At 59.6% G+C, this 21,104-nt stretch carries 15 protein-coding genes and 3 pseudogenes; 11 read left to right on the plus strand and 7 right to left on the minus strand.

Features of this window, described 5'->3' with window-relative positions; translation table 11 throughout:
• Positions 1 to 36: 36 nt before the first annotated feature.
• Positions 37 to 684 carry a PAS domain-containing protein gene (locus tag BM244_RS11175; protein ID WP_093398921.1) on the plus strand — a complete coding sequence of 216 codons (648 nt, stop codon included), beginning with the start codon at positions 37 to 39 and terminating at the stop codon, positions 682 to 684.
• Between the two features lie 241 nt (positions 685 to 925).
• Here BM244_RS11175 and BM244_RS11180 read toward each other — a convergent pair.
• A pseudogene (locus BM244_RS11180) lies at positions 926 to 1,042 on the minus strand (IS481 family transposase); the annotation flags it as partial.
• Between the two features lie 190 nt (positions 1,043 to 1,232).
• Here BM244_RS11180 and BM244_RS23865 point away from each other — a divergent pair.
• From BM244_RS23865 to BM244_RS11195, 3 genes are all read left to right on the plus strand, one after another.
• Positions 1,233 to 1,556: an HWE histidine kinase domain-containing protein gene (locus BM244_RS23865; protein WP_093398923.1), complete on the plus strand. Its 324-nt coding sequence runs from the start codon at positions 1,233 to 1,235 to the stop codon at positions 1,554 to 1,556.
• Between the two features lie 954 nt (positions 1,557 to 2,510).
• Positions 2,511 to 3,275, plus strand: coding sequence for a Crp/Fnr family transcriptional regulator (locus BM244_RS11190; protein WP_093398924.1), 765 nt, complete (start codon positions 2,511 to 2,513; stop codon positions 3,273 to 3,275).
• Between the two features lie 210 nt (positions 3,276 to 3,485).
• Positions 3,486 to 4,280, plus strand: a complete 795-nt coding sequence (locus tag BM244_RS11195) for a GGDEF domain-containing protein (protein ID WP_093398925.1) — start codon at positions 3,486 to 3,488, stop codon at positions 4,278 to 4,280.
• Positions 4,281 to 4,440: 160 nt separating this feature from the next.
• Here BM244_RS11195 and BM244_RS23100 read toward each other — a convergent pair whose 3' ends face one another.
• Positions 4,441 to 4,737 (minus strand): hypothetical protein, encoded by a 297-nt coding sequence (locus tag BM244_RS23100; RefSeq protein WP_175518166.1) that lies wholly within the window; start codon positions 4,735 to 4,737, stop codon positions 4,441 to 4,443.
• Positions 4,738 to 6,068: 1,331 nt separating this feature from the next.
• On the opposite strand from BM244_RS23100, the gene BM244_RS11200 reads away from it, so the two are divergent.
• On the plus strand, positions 6,069 to 6,872 hold the full coding sequence (locus BM244_RS11200; RefSeq protein ID WP_254784383.1) for an oxygenase MpaB family protein: 804 nt from the start codon (positions 6,069 to 6,071) through the stop codon (positions 6,870 to 6,872).
• A 686-nt stretch (positions 6,873 to 7,558) separates the two neighbouring features.
• Here BM244_RS11200 and katG read toward each other — a convergent pair.
• Together katG and BM244_RS11210 are read right to left on the minus strand one after the other, a co-directional pair.
• The gene (gene katG, locus BM244_RS11205; protein ID WP_254784408.1) at positions 7,559 to 9,745 is read right to left on the minus strand and encodes a catalase/peroxidase HPI; all 2,187 of its coding nucleotides are present in this window, start codon (positions 9,743 to 9,745) and stop codon (positions 7,559 to 7,561) included.
• Positions 9,746 to 9,980: 235 nt separating this feature from the next.
• Positions 9,981 to 10,871 (minus strand): hydrogen peroxide-inducible genes activator, encoded by an 891-nt coding sequence (locus BM244_RS11210; RefSeq protein ID WP_093398927.1) that lies wholly within the window; start codon positions 10,869 to 10,871, stop codon positions 9,981 to 9,983.
• Positions 10,872 to 11,365: 494 nt separating this feature from the next.
• Here BM244_RS11210 and BM244_RS23525 point away from each other — a divergent pair, with 494 nt between their 5' ends.
• The 3 genes and pseudogenes from BM244_RS23525 (at position 11,366) to BM244_RS11225 (ending at position 12,339) form a co-directional block, all read left to right on the plus strand.
• The gene (locus tag BM244_RS23525) at positions 11,366 to 11,584 is read left to right on the plus strand and encodes an MbcA/ParS/Xre antitoxin family protein (RefSeq protein WP_254784409.1); all 219 of its coding nucleotides are present in this window, start codon (positions 11,366 to 11,368) and stop codon (positions 11,582 to 11,584) included.
• A 40-nt stretch (positions 11,585 to 11,624) separates the two neighbouring features.
• Positions 11,625 to 11,885 (plus strand): annotated as a pseudogene (locus BM244_RS23530) (RES domain-containing protein); the annotation flags it as partial.
• 109 nt (positions 11,886 to 11,994) lie between these two features.
• Positions 11,995 to 12,339 (plus strand): winged helix-turn-helix domain-containing protein, encoded by a 345-nt coding sequence (locus BM244_RS11225; protein WP_254784385.1) that lies wholly within the window; start codon positions 11,995 to 11,997, stop codon positions 12,337 to 12,339.
• 20 nt (positions 12,340 to 12,359) lie between these two features.
• On the opposite strand, the gene BM244_RS11230 is transcribed toward BM244_RS11225, so the two are convergent.
• A complete protein-coding gene (locus BM244_RS11230; RefSeq protein ID WP_217649113.1) occupies positions 12,360 to 12,869 on the minus strand; it encodes a homogentisate 1,2-dioxygenase in 510 nt (169 codons plus the stop codon).
• Positions 12,870 to 12,971: 102 nt separating this feature from the next.
• On the opposite strand from BM244_RS11230, the gene BM244_RS11235 reads away from it, so the two are divergent.
• Positions 12,972 to 15,374, plus strand: coding sequence for a TonB-dependent receptor (locus BM244_RS11235; RefSeq protein ID WP_093398929.1), 2,403 nt, complete (start codon positions 12,972 to 12,974; stop codon positions 15,372 to 15,374).
• A 160-nt stretch (positions 15,375 to 15,534) separates the two neighbouring features.
• Here BM244_RS11235 and BM244_RS11240 read toward each other — a convergent pair.
• Positions 15,535 to 16,795: pseudogene (locus BM244_RS11240) on the minus strand (IS3 family transposase).
• A gap of 874 nt (positions 16,796 to 17,669) precedes the next feature.
• On the opposite strand from BM244_RS11240, the gene BM244_RS23870 reads away from it, so the two are divergent.
• Together BM244_RS23870 and BM244_RS11260 are read left to right on the plus strand one after the other, a co-directional pair.
• Positions 17,670 to 18,026, plus strand: coding sequence for a hypothetical protein (locus BM244_RS23870; protein ID WP_175518167.1), 357 nt, complete (start codon positions 17,670 to 17,672; stop codon positions 18,024 to 18,026).
• Positions 18,027 to 18,393: 367 nt separating this feature from the next.
• Positions 18,394 to 18,735: a hypothetical protein gene (locus BM244_RS11260; RefSeq protein ID WP_093398932.1), complete on the plus strand. Its 342-nt coding sequence runs from the start codon at positions 18,394 to 18,396 to the stop codon at positions 18,733 to 18,735.
• Between the two features lie 1,825 nt (positions 18,736 to 20,560).
• On the opposite strand, the gene BM244_RS11280 is transcribed toward BM244_RS11260, so the two are convergent.
• Positions 20,561 to 20,968, minus strand: a complete 408-nt coding sequence (locus BM244_RS11280; RefSeq protein WP_093398936.1) for a BLUF domain-containing protein — start codon at positions 20,966 to 20,968, stop codon at positions 20,561 to 20,563.
• Between the last annotated feature and the right edge of the window lie 136 nt (positions 20,969 to 21,104).

Consider the following 21,104-nt stretch of genomic DNA (forward strand, 5'->3'; position numbering starts at 1 on the left):
GAGAATGGCAAAAATCTCGTAGGATGGGCAAGGGTTCTGGTAGGACACTCTCTTGGGACTGCAGAAGGCCGGCTTCTTGCAGTTGATCCACAAATCTGTGAGATTTTGCACCGTGAGGAACGAGATTTAATTGGAGTCACCTTCCAATCGCTCACCCACCCCGATGACCTTGATAAAAATGTGGCAGCAATCATGGCTCTTCGGGTTCAAGATGGACCCTTATCGCTCCGAAAACGATATGTCCGCCCGGACGGATCATCCATTTGGACAAGCATCCAAGTTTCCCGACTGCGGGCAGATGACGGAAGCAAACTGATCGGAACGATTCAGGTTGTCGGCGCAATGTCGCTGGACGCTACACCGAAAGACCTTTGGAAATCGGCTATACGAGTTTGCGGGCTCGTCGAGCGTCGTCGAGTCGAGTTAACTGATGACCTTTTCAGCGACTATCCGTGGCTCATCCTACTGCAGATTTATCTGGCTGAAGCGGAGGGGCGAACTGCAGATCTAACTGGCATCGCGGAGATGGTTCGCATGCATCTAGAGTTGTTAGAACGTTGGCTAAAGGTTTTGGAAGGCACGGGTCTTATTGAGCGAACAGGCTCGGTGCGGCACGCGCCACAGCTTACGGTGACGGGATTATTTAAGGTCGAAAAACTCCTCAACTCGAATATCGACTACTGAGAATATTCTCATGTTCAATCGCAGCCAACGCTTCGCTAACGTGGATCGCGACTATAAAAAATCCGCTCTGTCCCCAAAACTAAGTGCTTATCTTACGAGGCCTTCGGCCTTGATCGCCATTTCTGCGATTTCTCGATGAAAAATGAATATCGTTCCCGCGATGTGTCCAGCGCGGTAATTACCGGACTTCGTGCTAATCGTCGGTCACATTCGGCTTGATGTGACCGACCGCGTCCGATCTCTAGGTGCTTAGTCCCGGTATTTGGTGGATCGGATCGACGATGAACCTGTCCGGCTCTGACGTACAGGTTTTGGCGATGTATTCGCAAGGCGTGAGGCCATTGAGCGTTTTGAGCCGAGGAGCGCTGGGTGCAGATACGTGGACAGGCGAGCTGCCGCGCCGATGGCACACCGCTAGCACTCGTCGGGGCAACCCAGGACGTGACCGTGCGGAGGCGTGCTGAGGAGCATCGGGCCCTTTTGGCTGATGAGCTGAGCCACCGGGTGGGAATACGCTCGCGTCCCTTCAGACGATCGTTTCGCAAACGATGCGCCGCGCGAGCTCTGTGCAGGAGGCTGGTACAACGTTGGAAGCACGCATACACGCGATGTCCGCCGCGAATGACTTGCTGATCAGTGGCCGGGTCGAGAGCACGTCCCTGCGTGCGCTGGTCGAGCGCACACTTACCCCCTTTGGAGTGGAAGGCGGTCAACGGTCCAAGCTTTCCGGGGGGCACCTTCAGCTCCCGCCCCGCCTTGTCGTCGCAGTCGCGCTTGGTCTCTACGAGCTTGCGACCAACGCAGCAGAATATGGCGCTCCCTCGACCGCGTATGGGGTGATTGATCTGAGCTGGAAAGTCGTGGGCGGCTGATACCCGTACGAGCTCCACCTGACTTGGATCGAGTCAGGAGGCCCACTGGTTGAGCCGCCAACGCGGACCAGTTTTGGCCCACAGCTCATCCAGCGTGTTTTGGCGCACGAAACCAGTAACGGCCAAAATTTCATACCTTCCAGGTGGCGTGGTGTTTGAGTCCGTCGCACCACTGATCGACGGCGCCGACAACACCAATGACACCGAGCGGCAGGCAAGAACTAAAGAAAGGCACTGAAGGGCTGTTTGCGCTTAGCGGGGGTCCAGTCTCTCGCGATCCGGTGGATTAAAAAGGCATTGGAAGCCATCGTCAGTAGCGCGATTGGCATGTTACCTTACAGATCGCTCTGTTTGCCTGGCCTAGTGGGCTGCGTCTCATTTGTATTTGAGAACGGAACAACGGTCCGTCCCCACAGGGTAGCAAGGACGGACCGGCCTCAGCCGGAGGACGACCGCGGCGATGCATAAACGCTATCCGTCATGTTAGTTTCCAAAGCCTATGGCAGCTTGCCTCGGCTTCGAGCTTTCGTCCTGAAGGTCGTGTCGCAAACGCTTAGCAAACGCTGTTTTGAGGAAGCCAGAAGGGCGTCGAGGCGATCGACGGCAGCGCAATCCGGCTGGGAAGCGTTTCATAGCAACGCCGAAAATGACATTCAGCGAGCTGGAATCAGTAGTTCAGCTGGCGTCAACGGTATGCGAAGCAGGCCCGCCTACTGCAAATATAGCTATGATTAGCACTAACATATGTTAGTACTATCCCGCGTACATTTGTAACCATGCCAACGCCTAGTAATTAACAGTTTATTAACAGAAGCTTACATAGTCTGCCTAATGCCGGAATAATCATTAGTCTATTTCAATGGACTGTGATAGTTTACTTTGTAGCAGAGTCTAATAGATTTGTCATAAAGCAAGAGTGCACGCGATGTTGCCTTGCATTTGCAGGGATCGATCATGAACATAGCCAACATCAGTCCGCTCGTTCGTATGGTCGACAAACTTGCGCTCCACGCGCCGATCTCGGTGGAAGATCGTGTCAGCCTGCTCGAACTACCGTACGCGTCGCGCTTTTTTGAAGCCGGTAGTTATCTGCTTCGAGATGGCGATACGCCTGATCAATGCGGTATGCTGGTTTCGGGTTTCGCCTACCGCCATAAAATCAGTGTGGAAGGCCTGCGCCAGATCGTCTCGATCCATATCCCCGGCGAGATCTATGATCTGCAACAACTGCATCTCGCCACTGCAGACAATAATGTGCAGGCCCTGACACGGTGTGAGGTCGTGACAATATCGCACAAGGCGCTGCGCCGGCTTGCGGCGGAACGCCCGTCGGTCGCGGACGCGCTCATTGTGACAACGATCGTCGAATTATCGATGTCGCGGGAGTGGATGCTTGGGATCGGACGGCGCGACGCACGCACGCGCCTTGCCCATTTGCTATGCGAGTTCGCTTTCAGGCTCGACAAACACGACCTGCCGCCCGGTCAAGCATACGAACTGCCGATGACGCAGGAGCAACTGGCCGATACCCTTGGTTTGACGGCTGTCCATGTCAACAGGATCTTGAAAGGTCTCGTGAGCGATGGTCTGATTGTTCACAGCAAGCGCGGTGTGACCATTCCGGATTGGGAGGTATTGATAGCGGAAGCAGGGTTCAATAGTCGATATTTGCACATGAACCCACCTGATGCGACAGTGCGGCCACCCGATCGTGCTTAGGACATCGAAGTCTTCTCATCGCCGACAGCTTTTCGCAAATGTGCTGGTACCATTGGGTAGGTCACGGTGTCATTGAAGCGCGCGTAGGGGCTCAGCACATCCACCAATTCTGATCACCGCAACGCGACAGCGAAATGGTCGCCACTCGAAGCGGCGCTGCGCAGATCAGCCGATGTTAACAGGGCCGTAGCTGCAGTCTGGCTGACTTTGATGTGGAGCGCAGTCCTGGTCGTGGATGATGCGACAGGCCCGCATCTCTCTCTGAACGCTGTATATCTGGCGCCTCTGTGTTTCACCGTATGGTGCCTTGGCAGGATTGCCGGTCTCGTATTCGGCCTCATCGCGGTCGCCATAACCCTGCAGCTCAACGGCTTTGGCGATGGCCTTTCCGCACAGATGTCGACCGTTTCGACGTCGACCGCCGCCTGGAATGTTGGCGTAAGGGTCTTTGGTGTAATGTTTATCATTCTGTTCGTCGGAGCTTTCCGCCGAACCTTCGATCAGGAGCGGGCCAACGCCCAGATCGATCCCCTGACCGGCCTGGGCAATCGTAGGGCATTTAAAAGGGAGTGTAGCAGTCTGGAACTGACCAGCGCGCGAGATAATCGGATCCTCCTGTGCGGGTTGATCGATGTGGACGATTTCAAGGCGATCAACGACCGCTATGGCCACGCCGCAGGAGACGATGTCTTGAGTATCGTGGCAGATGCCCTTCTCTCTGCCGTCCGGCCCTATGACGTGACCGCGCGCTTGGGCGGCGACGAGTTTGCATTCTGTCTCGCCGTTCGCGACACGGCATCCGCAGAAAGAAAAAGCGGTAAGATCCATGATGCCATCATGGCTGCGCTCGCCCAGACGAACTATGGCGCAACCTGCAGTTTGGGAGCAGCGACGGGCGTAGGCGTGGCGGAGACGCTGCGCGTCGCCGATCAAACATTGTACCGGGCCAAAGACGCCGGAAAGAGCATATGGGCCTTTGAGGTTGGGCCTGCAGAAAAAAAGTGAAGCCGGGAAGGCCACGGACCGTCAACTGTGTCCAGAAAGCGATACCCCGTGTATAGCCTGCTTATCACCGAGATAGACCGGCGGACATCGTAATCTAAGAGTCAGAGGATTACTTTGCCACGATAATATACGATTATTATTAGAATTAATGAATTAAGTGCTAAAGCACTTTTAATCGTGGAGATGCGCTCTTATTCACTGACGTGAGTATCAACGCCGGGAAATTGATACACGGAGTGGGGAGGTTGGTTAGCTCTTCATGCGACAGCCGTCCCCAGATCTTGCCCTGCTGTACGGCCCGGCAATCTGCCGCTGCCTCGCCAGGGGCAAAGATCTGATGTGCACATTCATGTGTGTGCCAGAAAAGCTGTTGTGCACGGGGAAGGTCGAGCACGCGCGGATGAAGGATAATACGACCTTTGTATGCCGCAACGACGTCGTTGATGGGCTGGATCATCGTACCGACCGGGCCTCAGATCGCGCGGTAGCTTGCAAGCCGCAACGCACCCGGAAGAATAAGTTGTTGGGCCACCGCTGGTTGCGGGGTGAGCGCGAGAAGCGACGCCGCTGCACATGCGAGAAAGTTTCTGAGCATGGCGATCCTCGCCCCGCGAGGCGCGAGGACGAACGAGAGTGGAATTGATCGGATCTTGCCAATCGAGCGCGGCGACATGGAGTAGAGGGCGTTCGCTGCTAGCCAGGCAGAGAAGCAAGATGGCGATCTAGACCAAGGCCGATAGCGGCAACGCGGTCACTACGCCGCGCATAACAGGGCTAGCTGCGCTTGCGATCGCGAGTGCGCTGCGGGTGCCTCCAGATCTAGTGATCCGGATTGCGGCGGGTGCCCCATTCGTTAGTGGCGCAAACCGAGGCGTGTTGAACGCTGGTTTGGCGTTCGTCGTCCAACTGGATGGCATAATGGTTCTCCGCCGATGTCCGTTAAATCGCGTCACCCTTCACTCTCGCCGGCAGCGGAGCATGGGATGTTCCCGAACTCTTCGGTCGGGTGCGACTTAGCGCATCCATCAGGGCGGGGTGGTTACGAAAAACTCGCTCAACCGGCCTAACCTACGTTGGTTGTACAAGATTATCGTAGATTAGCCAAAAACGATCCGTCATTTCATGGGCTTAATCTAGATTAAGAAAAACTGCTATGCTAAGCTGGCATAGCGAAGCCGTTTCGACCTTTTAGGGCGGTTTTACCCCGCGCGATTTCGCGTTGCGAGAGCCTCGGAGCGGCACTCATGGCCATACCCGCTGCGGGCTATGCAGCGATAAAAAGGGGGCAGTTCGGTGCCGATAAGAGGGGAAAGCATCAAATTTCCTGCTCACGCCGATGGGGTGCGATACATCGTTGTCGTCACGCGCGAGGCAATCGAAGCCGCGGCGGGTACGCCAATCTGGGGAGAAGACATGACGTCCTGGGTTAGTAAGAATATCGATGACCTCGTGAGGATAGCCGATCGAGTACGTCCCCGACCCACCGTGGCTGGCGCACGCGTCTATATCAAAAGCCATTACTTCAATGGCCAACTCGAGCGAAAAAACAGGGCATAGCTCTGGCGTTCCATGTTCGTCACCGACCCGCGCGAGGCGCGATGCCGTCTCTGAGCTGGTAGGCCCATTTCGCGATCGAATTCGAAAATTCGGACGGCGAACGGCAGCATACCGTAACGAGTCTCGGGCGTTATGCGTAGGAACGGCACCTCTCAAACGGGGGTGGGCTGTGAAACCGCAGATGCGTGTAGCGTAGGTACCGGCACGAACCCATTACGTCGTGCAATTCGGGTGCAGATCGAGGCGGTGATGCGACCTGATCCCGCAGCACAGTCAGAGTTTGAAAGGCCGATGGGCGATGACGGATTGTTCGGTCCGGGATCCGCGGTTTGGGCGGTGCATGGCGATTTCCCATCGATGATGATCGGGGGCATATCATCCTTGCTTTTACAGATGCTGCATCCGGCCGCCCTTTCGGGGGTATGGGATCATTCGAACTTCCGCCACGACATGCACCAGCGGTTGCGACGGACCGCGAAGTTCATCGGCATAACGACACACGGACCAACCCAGGCGGCCAATGCCGCAATCGAACGTGTCCGCGCGATCCACGATCAGGTTACAGGCGTACTGCCCGATGGTACACCCTATGCCGCCAACGATCCGGCACTCCTGACATGGGTCCACGTGGTCGAGGCACGTAGTTTTTTATCAGCCTATATGCGGTATCGCGCGCCGGCATTTCGCAGTTCACGCCAGGACGCGTACTTTGCAGAGATGGCGATGTTGGCCCGTAAGCTCGGGGCCATTGACGTGCCGGAGACGCGCAAGGACGTAGCCGCTTATCTTTACACAATGCGACCCCAACTGCGCTACGACGCACGAACACGATCCGTGGCATCGGCGCTGATGGATCAACCAGCAACAAGCCCGGCCGCAGTACCGCTTCAGCGTGCCATGCTTCATGCTGGAGAAGAGTTGCTGCCGTCTTGGGCGCTCGCACTGCATGGTCGCACCATACCAATAGCGCAGCGTTTGGCAGTGCGCGCTGGTGGCGTAGGAGCGGGGGGACTTTTACGCTGGGCGCTCGCTTGAGCACCCAGATGCTAAGCTGATCACAAGTTTAAATGACAAAATAGATAGGGTATATATTACGCGCTGGTGGCGCGTTAGATGATGTAAAACGGAAGGACATGCTTGAGCTGAAAATGGCGCAACAAGTGTGGTCTTGTTTTTCCCTTGATCGCCAGACTGCGGCCATGGGCAACTGACGGAGTGCGGTGGCGCTGAAATCTGCAAAACGCCATGCACGCTCGTCGATTATCAGCGTAATCAACAAAGGATGGCAGCAGATAGCGCCGCTTCTACAGACTGGCTTTTTACGCGTTCGATGCAGACCCTTCACGCTCGATGGAAGATGCCGACATGCTCGAATGGCGTCTATCCCTGCAACCACATTCCGGCAGATCACAAAGTCACCTACCAGGGCGGATAGCAGTTAGAACCTCTCGACGGCCTTAGCCATTATGCAAGTGCAAAACCAAGTTTGTTTATAAATTTTAATGCAACACTAAAATCGACATGCGGTCAGACCAGGCAGTATCTAACCGCGTGCACGATAATAAACGTAGCATATATTGCCGTTGAAGTATAGTTTTAGAATTTCCGGAGCTACGATTCTATGCTTTTATTGCGACGTTTGCTTAACAGACAGTGCGGATAAGTCATGGCCTACCGTAAACTAATCAGGCCAACCCGACTTATCCGCACGCCATCACACCTTATGTCGCTTGATTGGATGATACAGGTTTGACCGTGACGTCGAAACGGTCAGCATTCATGACCTTAACCCAAGCACGGACGAAATCGCGAACGAACTTCTCTTCATGACCGTTCTCCGCATAGACTTCGGCCGTGGCGCGCAGCTGCGAGTTCGAGCCGAAGATCAGGTCGGTACGGGTCGCCTGCCACTTCTTCTCGCGACCGCCACGATCGTAACCGATGAACTTTTCGTCGCTTGACGTGTCGACCAGGTCCCAGAACGTGTCGTTGTCAAGCAGGTTGACGAAGAAGTCGTTGGTCAGCTGTCCCGGACGCTCGGTGAGCACGCCCTCAGGCGCGTCACCGAAATTTGCGCCAAGCACGCGCAGGCCACCGACCAGCACGGTCATCTCCGGCGCGGACAGGCCGAGCAGCGAAGCCTTGTCGAGCAGCAGCTCCTCGGTCTTCACCGGGTGACGCGTCTTCAGGTAGTTGCGAAAACCATCGGCCTGCGGCTCCATCCACACGAAGCTCTCGACATCGGTCCACTCCTGCGTCGCATCGCCGCGTCCGCCGAGGAACGGCACCGACACGTCGTGACCGGCATCGCGCGCCGCCTTCTCGACCGCTGCCGAACCGGCCAGCACGATCGCGTCGGCCAGCGACATGTCGCCGCGCAGTTCGTTGAGCTTGGCCAGGACCTTGCTCAGCTGCTCGGGCTCGTTGACCGGCCAGTCCTTCTGCGGTGCGAGCGCGATGCGCGCACCGTTCGCACCACCGCGGTGGTCCGACCGGCGATAGCTCGATGCCGATGCCCAGGCGGTCTTGACCAGCTGGCCGATCGTCAGGCCGCTCGACAACACCGCGTCCTTGAACGCAGCGGCGTCGGCGTCCGACGGCGCGTTGCCCTCGGGAACCGGATCCTGCCAGATCAGCGTCTCTTCCGGAACCTCGGGCCCGAGGTAGCGAACGCGCGGACCCATGTCGCGGTGCGTCAGCTTGAACCAGGCGCGCGCGAACGCGTCGTCCAGTGCCGACTGATCGTCGCGGAAGCGCAGCGCGATCTCGCGGAACTCGGGGTCCATCTTCAGCGCCATGTCGGCGGTGGTCATCATCGTCGGCACGCGCTTGTTGGGATCGCGCGCGTCGGGTGCCATGTCCTCGTGCTCGGGGTTGACCGGCTGCCACTGCTTCGCGCCGGCCGGGCTCTCGGTCAGCTCATACTCATACTTGAACAGCAGGCGCAGGTAATCGCCGGTCCACTTGGTCGGGTTGTTCGACCATGCGCCCTCGACGCCGGAGGTCGTGATATGGCCCTGGCCGATTTCCTCACTGTCGGTCAGCCAACCAAGGCCCTGCATGTGCACGGATTCCGAAGACGGCGCCTTGAAATGCGGGGCCGGCTTGGCGCCGTGCGCCTTACCGAACGCGTGGCCGCCGGCGGTGAGCGCAACGGTTTCCTCGGAATTCATCGCCATCCGCTGGAAGGTGGCCTTCATGTCGCGCGCGGATAGCAGCGGGTTCGGATCACCGCCCGGGCCTTCGGGATTGACGTAGATAAGACCCATCTGGATCGCGGCGAGCGGGCCTTCGAGTTCGGGGAGCTCCTCGCTAATGCGCGTCTGCGCCCCCTCGTTGACCCAAAGCTCCTCGGCACCCCAGAACGTGTCGCCCTCGGAGGCAAAGACGTCCTTGCGGCCGCCAGCGAAACCGAAGATCGGCCCGCCCATGCTCTCGATCGCGACGTTGCCAGCGAGGATGAACAGGTCGGCCCAGCTAATGTTCTTGCCGTACTTCTGCTTCAGCGGCCACAACAGGCGACGTGCCTTGTCGAGGTTGCCGTTGTCCGGCCACGAGTTGAGCGGCTCGAAGCGCTGCTGACCCGACGACGATCCACCACGGCCGTCGGTCACGCGGTAGGTGCCGGCGGCGTGCCATGCCATGCGGATCATGAACGGGCCATAATGGCCATAGTCAGCAGGCCACCATGCCTTGCTATCGGTCATCAGCGCGGTCAGATCGGCTTTCAGCGCGGCATAGTCGAGCTGCTTGAACGATTCGGCATAGTCGAATTCTTCACCCATCGGATCGGGGGAGACGCCGTGCTGGTGCAGCATGTCGATCGGCAGCGCATCGGGCCACCAATCCTTGTTCGTACGACCTAGCAGCGAGCGAGCTTTAACCTCGCCGCCACCCTGGGGGCTCATTGGGCAACCGCTACCCTTGGGCTGTTCGTAATCGGCCATCTCGGCATCCTCTCTCGATAGGTGTAACCGTCTATTTCTAACATGCAGGTTCTGAAGGACATTTGTCCAATCGATTATTCGGGAGAGATCGATCATATCAGTCGATCACAGGCGGGCATCAAACAAGCGGTCTGACGCCACGTACATCCGCCATGACACGGCTGCGATCACAATTACGTCGATATGAGTGGTGAGCCTAGCGGTCGTTGCAATGGGGAAGACTGTTCCGGATCGTCTGAGCGAGGGCGCGCATGTCGTTCTCACGGCCACTGCCGACGCGCCACGCCAGCACCACTGTCCGGTCCGCCCTTGATGGCAATCGCGTCGTATCGATTTGTCGGCCATCGATCAGTCCGGCGTCTATCGCCATCTGGGGTAGAAAGGTCGTCCCCAGACCTGCTTCCACAAGCTCCACAAGCGTATGGAGCGATGTCGCTACCATCGCCGACGCGCGTGCCTTTGGCAGCCCGCAGCCCATCAGGCCATGGTCGTTCAGGCAGTGTCCGTCTTCGAGCAACAAGAGGGTTTGTGGGTCGAGCAATGGAGAAACCCCCTGCCGTGGGGTTGCGAGCGACAATGGATCTTGCATGATCTCGACATAGTCGATCTTGCCGCAATCATACGGTAGCGCGAGAATAACCGCATCGAGAATACCGCGATACAAATCGGCGCAGCCACGCTCGCTCGTCATCTCTCGGACATGTAGCTCCAGCTCTGGAAACTCCGCCCGCATTGCGCCGAGTGAGCGCGGCAGGAGAAATGGGGCGATCGTTGGAATAATACCGAGGCGAAGGGTGCCTGTAAGCGGCTTTGCCGATGCGATGGCAAAGTCGGTCAATGCTGATGTCGCATCTATCACGCTACGAGCTCTAACGACGAAAGCCTCACCAACATCGGTGAACCGCAGCGAGCGTTGCGTTCTCTCGACGAGCTGCATTCCGATCAGCCGTTCGAGTTCGGCGATACCCGATGACAAAGTCGATTGCCCGACGCCCAAGGCAGCTGCGGCTCGCCCGAAATGGCCGGTCTCACGAAGTTCTACCAGGTAGCGCAGTTGGCGCAGCGACGGAGATACGACATTAGGCACAGGGCATCCCTAGTGCATTGTGCGCAGGAATGCTCGGTGAATTCCCCGAACGCCACGTCAAACTGCAGGCGACACAGGTTCGGCATCAGCGGGGCAGTTACATCCTCAACCAACGGCACGTTAGGGCGTTACAGGCGTCAATTTAGTCGGTCCCAGGGGTCGCACACCTCCTTGCTATCATACGACGCCCCCCCCGGACACTATGCCCGATAGCCTTAGGCAAAGTGCTAGGGTTGATATCGTAACCGCAGTGGCACACTTATGGACGGTGTTGGACAGCGAGCGTGTCACAGTTCCGCTGAACACCTGACATTGTGCGGTTCATCCGGCGCGGGGTGCCTACACAAGTAGTCAACCATTTCCTGCGCATTGCACGGTTGTCGTTCAACGGGAACGACCCTCCAATTGTCAATCGACGGACCGTCAAGTGTCGGCAGCTAAATGCCGAACAGCTGGACCAGGCGGAATCGGATCGCTTGCTCCGCATGGTCGGTGTGGTCGCAACGGCGGAAGAGACCTTCGGCGATGCCGAGAAAGCGCATGTCTGGCTGAACCGGCAGAACCGTACACTCATTGGTGAAACGCCGCGGGGAATGGCGGATACCGATCAGGGCGCCCTGCTGTCGAGGCCTTGCTGGGGCGGGTCGCGCACGGGATTGCTGCGTGATCGCCCATCGGTTGTGCAAGGCGGTACGTGGCGGGCTGGATGGTGAGGGCGCGCGCCTTTGGAGCGGTCGATAGAATTCGGCAGGACGGCAGATAGTGTATGCAGCAGCCAGTCCAAGCCTCGCGGTCGTGGAAGTGTTGGTCCTTCTCGATCTGCCCGCCGCGCTGCTTCCTGACGATCCGCGGTTGGTAAGGATCGAGATCCCCGACGACGTCACAATGCAGGCGCTCGATCCCAGTCCCACCAACGATGCGGATTGCCGTATGGCAGGCGAAGGCGAGCGACGTTTTGCTCAGGCAGTGACAGCGCTATGGCTGAAACCACATCTCGCTTACAGTGCACTGTAAATGAGTCGAACGCAGAAGGCAGATGCGTCTTCCGCAATCGACGCGGTCAGCGATTTCAACGAATATCGTGCTTTCGGCATGGAGCTAATAATTGGCTATTGATGGACCGTTGAAGGTCAACGTTCAGATTCTGGGCGGTTCGGAACCGGCAATCGGTCCGGGCAAGGCGCTGGTCATGGACGCGATAGCGCGGACCGGCTCGATCTCGGCTGCCGGACGCGATCTCAAGATGAGCTATCGACGTATCTGGCTGCTCGTCGACAGCCTCAATCGCGCCTGGATCGCGCCCGTGGTGGAGACGCGCGCCGGCGGTGGCAAGATGGGCGGCGCGCAGCTGACCGCCTTCGGCGAACAGGTGCTCGACCGCTACCGCAGCATAGAGGCTCGCATGGTCGCGACCGCGGGCGGAGCGGATTTCGACTGGCTGGTCGCCGCACTCAAACCGGAGGGCTGAACCCGTCGGTCGTGTCGCGTTCAGGGCATACGCGCGACCATCAGCGTCAGCGTCGGGGATTCGCTACCCGCAACCTGCAACACATGGCGCCCCGGCGTCAGGTCGAAATCGACTAACTTGCGAACGCCCGTGCACGCGGGGCCATGCGCATGCGCTACCGATGGCGCCGGCGTCGTGCCGCGCAGGACGTCGACCCACGCCCCGGCCCCCAGCGCGACACGGTAGCGACCGGCCATCGCTACCGTGAAGGCGAACATGCCACCGTTGCTGTTCGCCCCGCCCCCTCCGCGCGCCTCGACGGCATAGGCAATTTGCGACGTCGGCAGCAAAATGGCCGCAACGCCGGTGCCGATCGGTAGCGGCGTTGCCGTTTTGACGGTTCCCGCTGCGTGAACCGGTTGCTTGCGCTCCCATCCTTTCAATCCTGCCGGGAGCGGCAGAGGCGTTGCGGGACACGCGATCGTCGCATGGTCCAATGCCGGCATCGCTTGTGGACTGGCTGCAGAAACGAACAGTGAAATCAGCATCATGGCCGGCAAAGCCTCTTCCAATCGATTTAGGACTGTATATGGCTATATATAGTACCAGTGCATCTGCAACGACAGCATGCCGGCCGACAAGGGGAAATTCCAATGCGTCACCTGCTCTGCGCCGTCAGCGTCATCGCGCTCGCGGCACCCACCTTCGCGCAGGGGCCATCGGCGCCAGCGGGCAACATGTCTGCCCCGACCACGACTGGTGTCGACGAGGACAGGGCTGGGTTGCCAGAGATCACCGTGACCGCCCGTCGTCGTGCCGAGGACGCACAGCGCATCCCCGGTTCGCTCTCGGTAGTGGGCGGCGAATCGCTCGACCGGTCCTATACGGTCAACACGCAGCAACTCTCGCAGTTGGTCCCGACGCTCAACTACAGCTCGGCCAACCCCCGCAACACTGCCTTCACGATCCGGGGCCTCGGCAGCAGCGTCGTCGCGGTTAGCCAGGCCAATGACGGGCTCGAGCCCGGTGTCGGTTTCTACGTGGACCAAGTGTATCACGCCCGTCCCGCGACGGCCGCGTTCGACTTCAGCGATATCGGCCAGGTCGAGGTGCTGAGGGGGCCGCAGGGCACGTTGTTTGGCAAGAACAGCACGGCCGGCGCGATCAACATAACCACGCGCGCGCCCACCTTCACGCCCGAGGCGACCGAGGAGATTTCGGTCGGCAGCTACAACTTCGTCCAGGTCAGGGCGGCCGCGTCGGGGCCGATCAGCGATACGCTGGCCTTCCGCCTATCGGGCGTGTCGACGCGGCGCGACGGCGTCATCGACAACGTCCGCACCGGGCGGGATCAGAACCAGATCGGCAATCAGGCGGTCCGCGGGCAATTGCTGTTCAAGCCGTCCGAGATGGTCCAGATCAAGCTCAGCGCAGACTTCACCAACTTCCAGAGCAACTGCTGCACGCAGGTCTATTACCGCGTCGCAACCCGCGACGTCCCGCGCACCGCCACGCGGCAATTCGCCGGACCGACCGGCCTTGCTGCGCAGTTCAGCTACACGCCACCCAGCACCAATCCTTATGATCGCGTGACCGATATCGACGCACAGCTAGGCGTCGATACCAACGAGGGCGGCGTCGCAGCGATCGCGGACTGGAACCTGGGCGGCGCGACCCTCACGTCGGTCAGCGCGTGGCGCTTTTGGAACTGGGATGCGGCCAATGATCGCGACTATACCGGCATCCCGATCCAGATCGAGCAGCACATTCCGTCGCGCCAGGACCAGTACAGCCAGGAACTGCGTCTGGCCTCCAACGGCGACCATGCGATCAGCTATGTCGGCGGTCTGTATTTCTTCCGTCAGCGCGTCGTCGGACGGCCGATCTCGATCTACGGCCCGGCCGCGGCGCGCTACCTGATCGGGACGACCACCGGCGCAAATGCCACCCCGGTACCCGCCAATCTGCTCGATGGCTATGGCACCGATGGCCGGACCGATTTCCAGTCGAACAGCTACGCCGCGTTCGGCGAAGTGAATTGGCGCCCGGTCGATCGCGTCACGCTGACCGGGGGGCTGCGCTACACCTACGAGCACAAGACCGGCACCTACGACACGGTCGTGTTCGGCGGGCCCGCCACCACCAACGCCGCGCTGATCAATGCCCGGCTGTCGATCCTGCGCGGCCAGACCTATGCCGCGAAGGTCAATGACGGCGCGCTGACCGGTCGTGCCAACATCGCGTGGCAGGCGACCGATAATGTACTTGGCTATGTCAGCTACGCGCGGGGCGAGAAGTCGGGGGGCATCAACATGTCCGGGTTGCCGCTGAACGACCAGAACCTGCCGGCAATCGGCACCGCCGTCGTCCGGCCCGAGAAGAACACCGCCTACGAGGTCGGCGTGAAGACCCGCCTGTTCGACAATCGGCTCACCTTCAACATCGACGGCTTCTACACCCGCGTCACCGATTTCCAGACCAACGTCAGCGACACCCGCGCGGCTGCGGCGCTGCGCACCTATCTCGCCAATATTCCGCGCGTAACGGTGAAGGGTGTCGAGGCGGATGCGGTAGCGGCGGTCACCCGCGAGCTATCCTTGCGTGCGTCGGTCGCCTACGCGGACGGCAAGTATGACAGCTACCCCGCAGGCCCGTGTCCGATCGAGTTGATCGGCAATACGGCGTCCTCCTGCAACCTGAGCGGCACCGGCCTGCCCGGCCTGCCGAAATGGTCCTACACCGTCGGTGGCGATTACCTCCGTCCCGTCGCGACGCTCGGGGGCAGCCTGTTCGCGCATGCCGATGCGAATTACCGCAGCAAGCAGTTCGGCGATCCCACGGGCTCGCGCTTCACGACGATAGGCAGCTACACTGTCGTCAACGGCAGCATAGGCTATCGCAGCGAGAAGGGCTGGGAGCTTGCTGTCTTCGCCCGCAACCTGTTCGATCGCGACTACATTCAAAACGTCACGATCCAGGCCGGAAACTCAGGCCTAATCCTTGCTACGCCAAGCGACCCGCGGACGATCGGCGTGACCTTTCGCGCGCATCAGTGACGGTGAGGAACGATATCGCCGAGGGGAACTCGCCGTCCGCAAAGCATCGCGATTATCGAGTGCGTCGGGCAAGTAGCTTTCGTCATCGGCTCCAATGCTACCTGTGGTACTACTGAAGCGGTCGGGCGTCTGGCGCGTGATACCCAGCTGTTGTTGCCCCCTAAAGGCCTGACAGGGCCTCGCAGGTTTTCGCGATGAACTCGCGGGGTGATCGATAGCGCAAAGCGCGGTGCGGATGCACCTCGTTATAATGGGCGAACCAGCCACGCAGTTGGTCGATGGCACTCTGCGCATTCGGCCTGGGGTTCACGCGGACATAATCGCGCTTGAGGGTGCGAACGAACACCTCCGCCATGCCGTTCGATTGAGGACTGCTGACTGGGTCGTGCGCGGGATCAGCCCAATGCCCCAGGCAAACGCACGTGTGTTGCGAACGGTGTAACAGCTGCCCCCTTCGGTTTCGCTCGGGACAGGATTATCGGTGAGCCACTCGATCGGTTCGGGTACGCGGTTCACCTGTCCGTAGCGATGCTCGACCGTGGCGACCATCAAGTCCTCGACGTCCTTTGCGGTGATGCCGCCCGTCGTTGCCACGTGTCCCATGGCTTCACGGTCGCAGCAGTCGAGCGCGAATGCGACACGCACCTTCTCGCCATTGTCGCAGGTGATCTCCAACCCGTCGGAGCACCAGCGGGTGTTGCGGAGGTCGACGGCGACGCGGCCGTCGTGACGCCGTTCCTCGCGGCGTTCGCCGTCTTGCTGGAGTAGCAGCCCGTGCATCTTCATGACGCGGTATACGCGTTTCGGATTGCGCGCTTCGCGCCAGGTATTCCCGGCCTCCCGGCGCAGCAGAGCATGCACGCGGCGATAGCCATAGGCAGGCAGATCGGCGACGAGCACGCGAATGTCGGCGACCAGCTCGGCATCCGGCAGCGGTGGTCGTCCGCGTGGGCGAGGTGCTGGGCGATGGCGCATTGCGGACAGGTGTGGGCGAGTGATGCCGACCGCCTCTTCGACAGCGCTCACCGTCCCTCCCGCGGCAACGAGGTCGAGCGCAACAGCAGTTTTGTTGGGCCTGCGGCCCGGGACACGGCCTCGCGCCGCAGCACGTTCTCCATGGCCTTTTACCGAGCAGCCGGTGTAGCTCGCGTCCTGCGCCTCGAGCGCGCGGTACTCGGACGCCGGCACCACGTCCTCGCCCGCTGTTGCGGCGGTCAGTGCACCCTGCGTCATCAGGCGCCGCCAGGCGATTATCTGATTGCCACCGATGCCGTGCCGGCGGGCGACGAGCGACACGCTCATCCCCGGCAGATACGTCTCCTCGACGATCCGGACCTTTCTTCCGGTGTCCACCGCCTCCGGCGCTGAACACCGGAGAGGACCTCGCCATCATTGTAACGCCTGGTCGTACCGTCAGTCATGTGCCTCACTCTTATCTGAGAGCGGCTCTGTCAGGGCATTTAGGAGGCCACCTCAGGAGCCACCGCCATAATTATAGCTGGGTACACTCCGAGCTCGGCTCTGTCGCCGGGTCGAACGGTGAGGCGTGCTGGACCAGAACGAGGAGCGACGGCTGGACCGGCCGATGCGCTCCTCGTTCGTGTAGGAGCTACGACTTGCGGCACGGGTCTGCCGCAGGCTTGCGCGGTTCGCATCTGCGGTGCTCTGCTCGCCGAAATAACGCGATGCGACCCAGCAGCTTCGCGGCGCATGGCGGATCGGTGACCAATCATCCCGGCGCTGCTCTACGGATACATCGGTACCGGCGGAAATTCGGGCAACGACGCGCGCCGTAGTCGTAGGTTGGTTCTTGCAGTTGACGTTGCTCAAACTGTCGTGGCACTCGCGGTTCCGGAAATTAAGCCGGCGACGATTACCAAACATCTCTAAATACCGGGCATCCACCACTCCTGTGTTTCTCAAGAATCCGGCCCCCTGAGTAGGCCGTAATGCCGCACTCCATGTCTATCAACGACCACCGTTACATTCGATTCGGATGAAGATTTATCGTTGACCCCGAATGACTTGCGCGACACGCTCCAAACATTGGTCTGGGGAGGCCGAATCAGGAGGGGTTATATTATGAAATATACAATTGGCGCGCTCGCGTGCGCGCTTACTCTCGCCGTGCCTGCGGTTCAGGCGCAGACGGCTCCAGTCGCGACCGCTGCTACCACGTCGGGAACGCTTCGTGCCGGAACGTCGGTTCCGCTAAAAATGGCTGAAGGGCTGACCACGTAGGGCAAGAAGCTCAAGGTGGGGCAGCGTTTTCAGATGGAGACCGCGGAGGCTGTCATGATCGACGGCAACGTCGTCATCCCAGCCGGCAGCCCTGCGACCGGCGAGATCACGGAAGTCAGGAACAAGGGCATGTGGGGCAAGTCCGGCCGCATCAACGGACGCGTCCTGTACGTGCGTGCAAATGGTCGCCAGATCCGCATGAGCGGCTCGATCGACGATAAGGGGAAGACCGGGACCGCGGGCGTGGTCGGTGCCGCGGTGCTGATCCCGGTCGCGGGTTTCTTCATGACCGGAACGAGCGCAGACATTCCCCTCGGCTCGCCGGTGACCGCCTTTATCGATGAGGACGTCTCGGTTGCCGTCGTACCGGCAAGTGCGCCGATGGTTGTCACCGCGCCGGCGAAAAACTGACGTAGCGAGCGCGGGTGTGATCGCCCGCGCTCGTCTAGCTTCAGACTGGCTTGGCGCCAGCCGTGCCACACTTCGCGAATTTGCCATTAGCGCTCTTGCACCGGACCACTTTGGCCGGTGCCTTCGGGCATTTGGTGAAGCGCCCCTTGGCGTCCTTGCAGGGCGCAGCCATTGAGGGCGCCCCGACAAGCAGGGATAGCGAGGCAGCAGCGAACAGCAGTTTATGCATCTAACAATCTCCCTGCCCTCAGTGGGCGGGATCGATGATATGCCGACGGCCGCGTCGGTCAACTTACAAACCCTTCATCAGTTTCTCGGAGCTTTCTGCTAGCCGTGCGTTGGCTGCCTAGCAGATCTGGAGGTTGCCATGACGAACGACAGCACGCCGAGGCCTAACGACAATGTACGAGTAAAGTCGCAGTCCGCAGACCGTAACAAAAACGGTTTTGGTAAAGGCAAAGGCTACTCGGGCGACGAGTACGACAGCGCGAATCATGCGGCTGAGCGGCACCTTCAAAAGCGCGACGGTGCGCCAAAAGAAGGCGCTGGCGAAGCCGCTGACGGTCGCGACATCCCACCCGAGGCAGGCAAACGGGCGTACATCGACAACAAGACCGGGGAGGTTCACGGTAGCGGATCGAGCGCAGGTGGCGGCAACGCCGGTGAAGACATCGATCTCGACACGTCGCGAAGTGGACCCGAGGAATAATCGACGAAAGGCGCTCGATGGTTCGGTGGCGCGAAAGCATCCAACTGGCGCCCCGAATTTTAGTCCTGCTTCATCAGGATGGAGCGCGTGGGGGAGGGGGGGCGTCCGGCAGCCGGAAACCTAATTTTGCCCGGCGCTGTTGCGCATGTTCGACATGCGCTCGGCGCTGGATGTATTCGCGTCATCGATAGCAGCCCATTCTTCCTTCGAGTGGCAGGTTCGAGTCGGGAATAGGGAACCTGTTCTGGTCTCACTTCGACAAACAGGCTTGGGTGGCTTAATTTGCGCTGCTGGCACGGCTGCACCTGTTGCGCTCGAAGGCGCATTGGTTTGTGCAAGCGCCGCACTCGATCCCACCAACGCAGCTGCTATCCAAGCCTTCATCATGACTATCCCATATCATTTCGGGCAATGTTACTGACGTTGTCGACCTGCGCAAGTCGCTTAATGACGCAGAAATTGGGGGCCTCGCCGTCGAGCTAGACGGCGTGAGAATCGCACGCTGGACGCACCTCTGATAATGCGCCCATCCCCTTTGGGGCAGTTGTACGGACGCGATCCTCGCCGGACGGCATGCGAGCCTCTAGGCGGTGCGCATCTGCTGGTTTGGAGCGTTACATGTTTGAGTTCCTAGCGATCGTTCCCGCAGTGGCAGCGATGTGGATTGGCACACGATCGGTCCTCAAGTCTCGCTCTCGTCGACAAAAGTCCGAACGCCGCCAACAGCGTCATAAGCGAGAAGCGGGAATCTGGTGGGCTTCGATGTGGCTGTCGAGGGACGAGCGCCAGAAGAAGCTCACATATCGCCAGGACCAAAGACTGGGATGCGCAACGAGATGAAAATACCGCGTGCGCTTATCGGTCATCGCCGGCGGAAAGCTAAAACTTTGCATGACATCCCACTGGCGATCCGACTGATCCAGATGCGGAATTACGATGATACGGGATCACCGCACTAGCAAATGGCGTCCGTTTCGACAGAGCGATGCTTCTTTCAACCGAAAAGGCGCGCCTCTCTCTCTGGCGCAGGGCGAAAGTGACATCGGCCTGAGTTGTGACGGACATACGGTCAGCAATCGGGCCGCAACGTTGCCCGAGCATGTATCCACACGTCGGATTCCGCGGTGACGGCTGCTACGTCGCGACAGGTGCAAGCAGCTTCGTAGGACGCGCGTCGGGCCGCCGCGCATCCTTTAGCAACTCAACGAGCCCTTGGCCCTCAAAGGTGAACGGTGAAACGTGCCGATCCGGCATCGATACCCGCACCCCCTTTAAAGCGCTGGCTCCAAGCGTCTGTAGTCCAGCTACTAGCGCCGCCAATGTGCCCTCACCGATAATGACGGACTCGTCGCCGCGGCGTTCGACGGCGACCGCATTCTCGTTCCACAGTGGCATATGTTAGCCTCCCCGCCCAGATTCTCTGAGTTGCTCAAGGGTAATCGAAACGAAGCCGGCATGGTTTTAATTCGTATTGATCTGCCGCACGATGACCTGTCACTTAGCGATACTCCGTCCTGCATCGAACCGGTCGCATCATGTTGAGTTGGCGTCGTGTCGGTTACACCGCTTCTATGTCACGGTAACCAGGTCGGGCTTGTGGCGTTAGGGCCAGGAGGGCCAGCCGCATGGCTTTCACGGCGTCCCGCTTGCCCGCGCTGGTCGAACGGGCCTCGTTGACCTTGCCCAACTCGCCTACCGTTAGCGCACGCCCAAGTTGCCGTTCGTAATGTGAGATGAACCTGCTGGGTTTCATGTCGCGATCTTAGATTAGGTCGGCGGCATCACCTAATGCTCACTATCGCCCAAACTTGACGCTTCGACGGAGCTATTTGCCTTGCTCGTCGCTCGCCAGAACGATCTGATAGAGCCGTTGTGCCGGCGCCGTAGGGATATTCAAGGCAAAGCCGATAATAAACGCGCTCCCTCGGGCACTTTCTTCGTCGTCAGCTGCACGTCGCATCGACCATTGGCCAAACTGCCTTGATGACACTTGCCGGTCAAACAGCACCTCGATGTCGGCATGCCGTAGGTCTGTGCGGATACGACCCATGGTTTGCTCGACAGCGCTAGGATCTCCCTCAAGCACCTGCGCAAAGTGGTGCCCATCAGCCCACAACATTCCGGTAACGTCGGTTTTTGCGTTGCGGCTAATCGAGGACGACACGATCGCTGCTATCCCGCTTGGATCGGGGCCCATGCGGGATTTGCTGATGTAAATTATTCGACGGAGCATCGATGGTGAACGAGTAACCGTGGAATTGGTTCGCTTCCGTTCGACAGCAAGCACCCATCATTCGGTTCTATCGGCTTTCGCTCATACGCAACCCGACGCCTTTCCCCATCTCAGCCTTTCCGCTTACGCCCACTTG

It is taken from the genome of Sphingomonas sp. OK281, assembly GCF_900115295.1.
Lineage (GTDB): Bacteria > Pseudomonadota > Alphaproteobacteria > Sphingomonadales > Sphingomonadaceae > Sphingomonas.

What these genes read in the sequence shown, in the direction of transcription:
- BM244_RS23870 (WP_175518167.1), top strand. Translation starts at nt 17,670, where the DNA reads ATGATCGACGGCAACGTCGTCATCCCAGCCGGCAGCCCTGCGACCGGC.
- BM244_RS11235 (WP_093398929.1), top strand. Translation starts at nt 12,972, where the DNA reads ATGCGTCACCTGCTCTGCGCCGTCAGCGTCATCGCGCTCGCGGCACCC.
- BM244_RS23100 (WP_175518166.1), bottom strand. Translation starts at nt 4,737, where the DNA reads ATGATCCAGCCCATCAACGACGTCGTTGCGGCATACAAAGGTCGTATT.
- BM244_RS11190 (WP_093398924.1), top strand. Translation starts at nt 2,511, where the DNA reads ATGAACATAGCCAACATCAGTCCGCTCGTTCGTATGGTCGACAAACTT.
- BM244_RS11230 (WP_217649113.1), bottom strand. Translation starts at nt 12,869, where the DNA reads ATGATGCTGATTTCACTGTTCGTTTCTGCAGCCAGTCCACAAGCGATG.
- BM244_RS23865 (WP_093398923.1), top strand. Translation starts at nt 1,233, where the DNA reads ATGCGCCGCGCGAGCTCTGTGCAGGAGGCTGGTACAACGTTGGAAGCA.
- katG (WP_254784408.1), bottom strand. Translation starts at nt 9,745, where the DNA reads ATGAGCCCCCAGGGTGGCGGCGAGGTTAAAGCTCGCTCGCTGCTAGGT.
- BM244_RS11260 (WP_093398932.1), top strand. Translation starts at nt 18,394, where the DNA reads ATGACGAACGACAGCACGCCGAGGCCTAACGACAATGTACGAGTAAAG.
- BM244_RS11195 (WP_093398925.1), top strand. Translation starts at nt 3,486, where the DNA reads ATGTGGAGCGCAGTCCTGGTCGTGGATGATGCGACAGGCCCGCATCTC.
- BM244_RS11280 (WP_093398936.1), bottom strand. Translation starts at nt 20,968, where the DNA reads ATGCTCCGTCGAATAATTTACATCAGCAAATCCCGCATGGGCCCCGAT.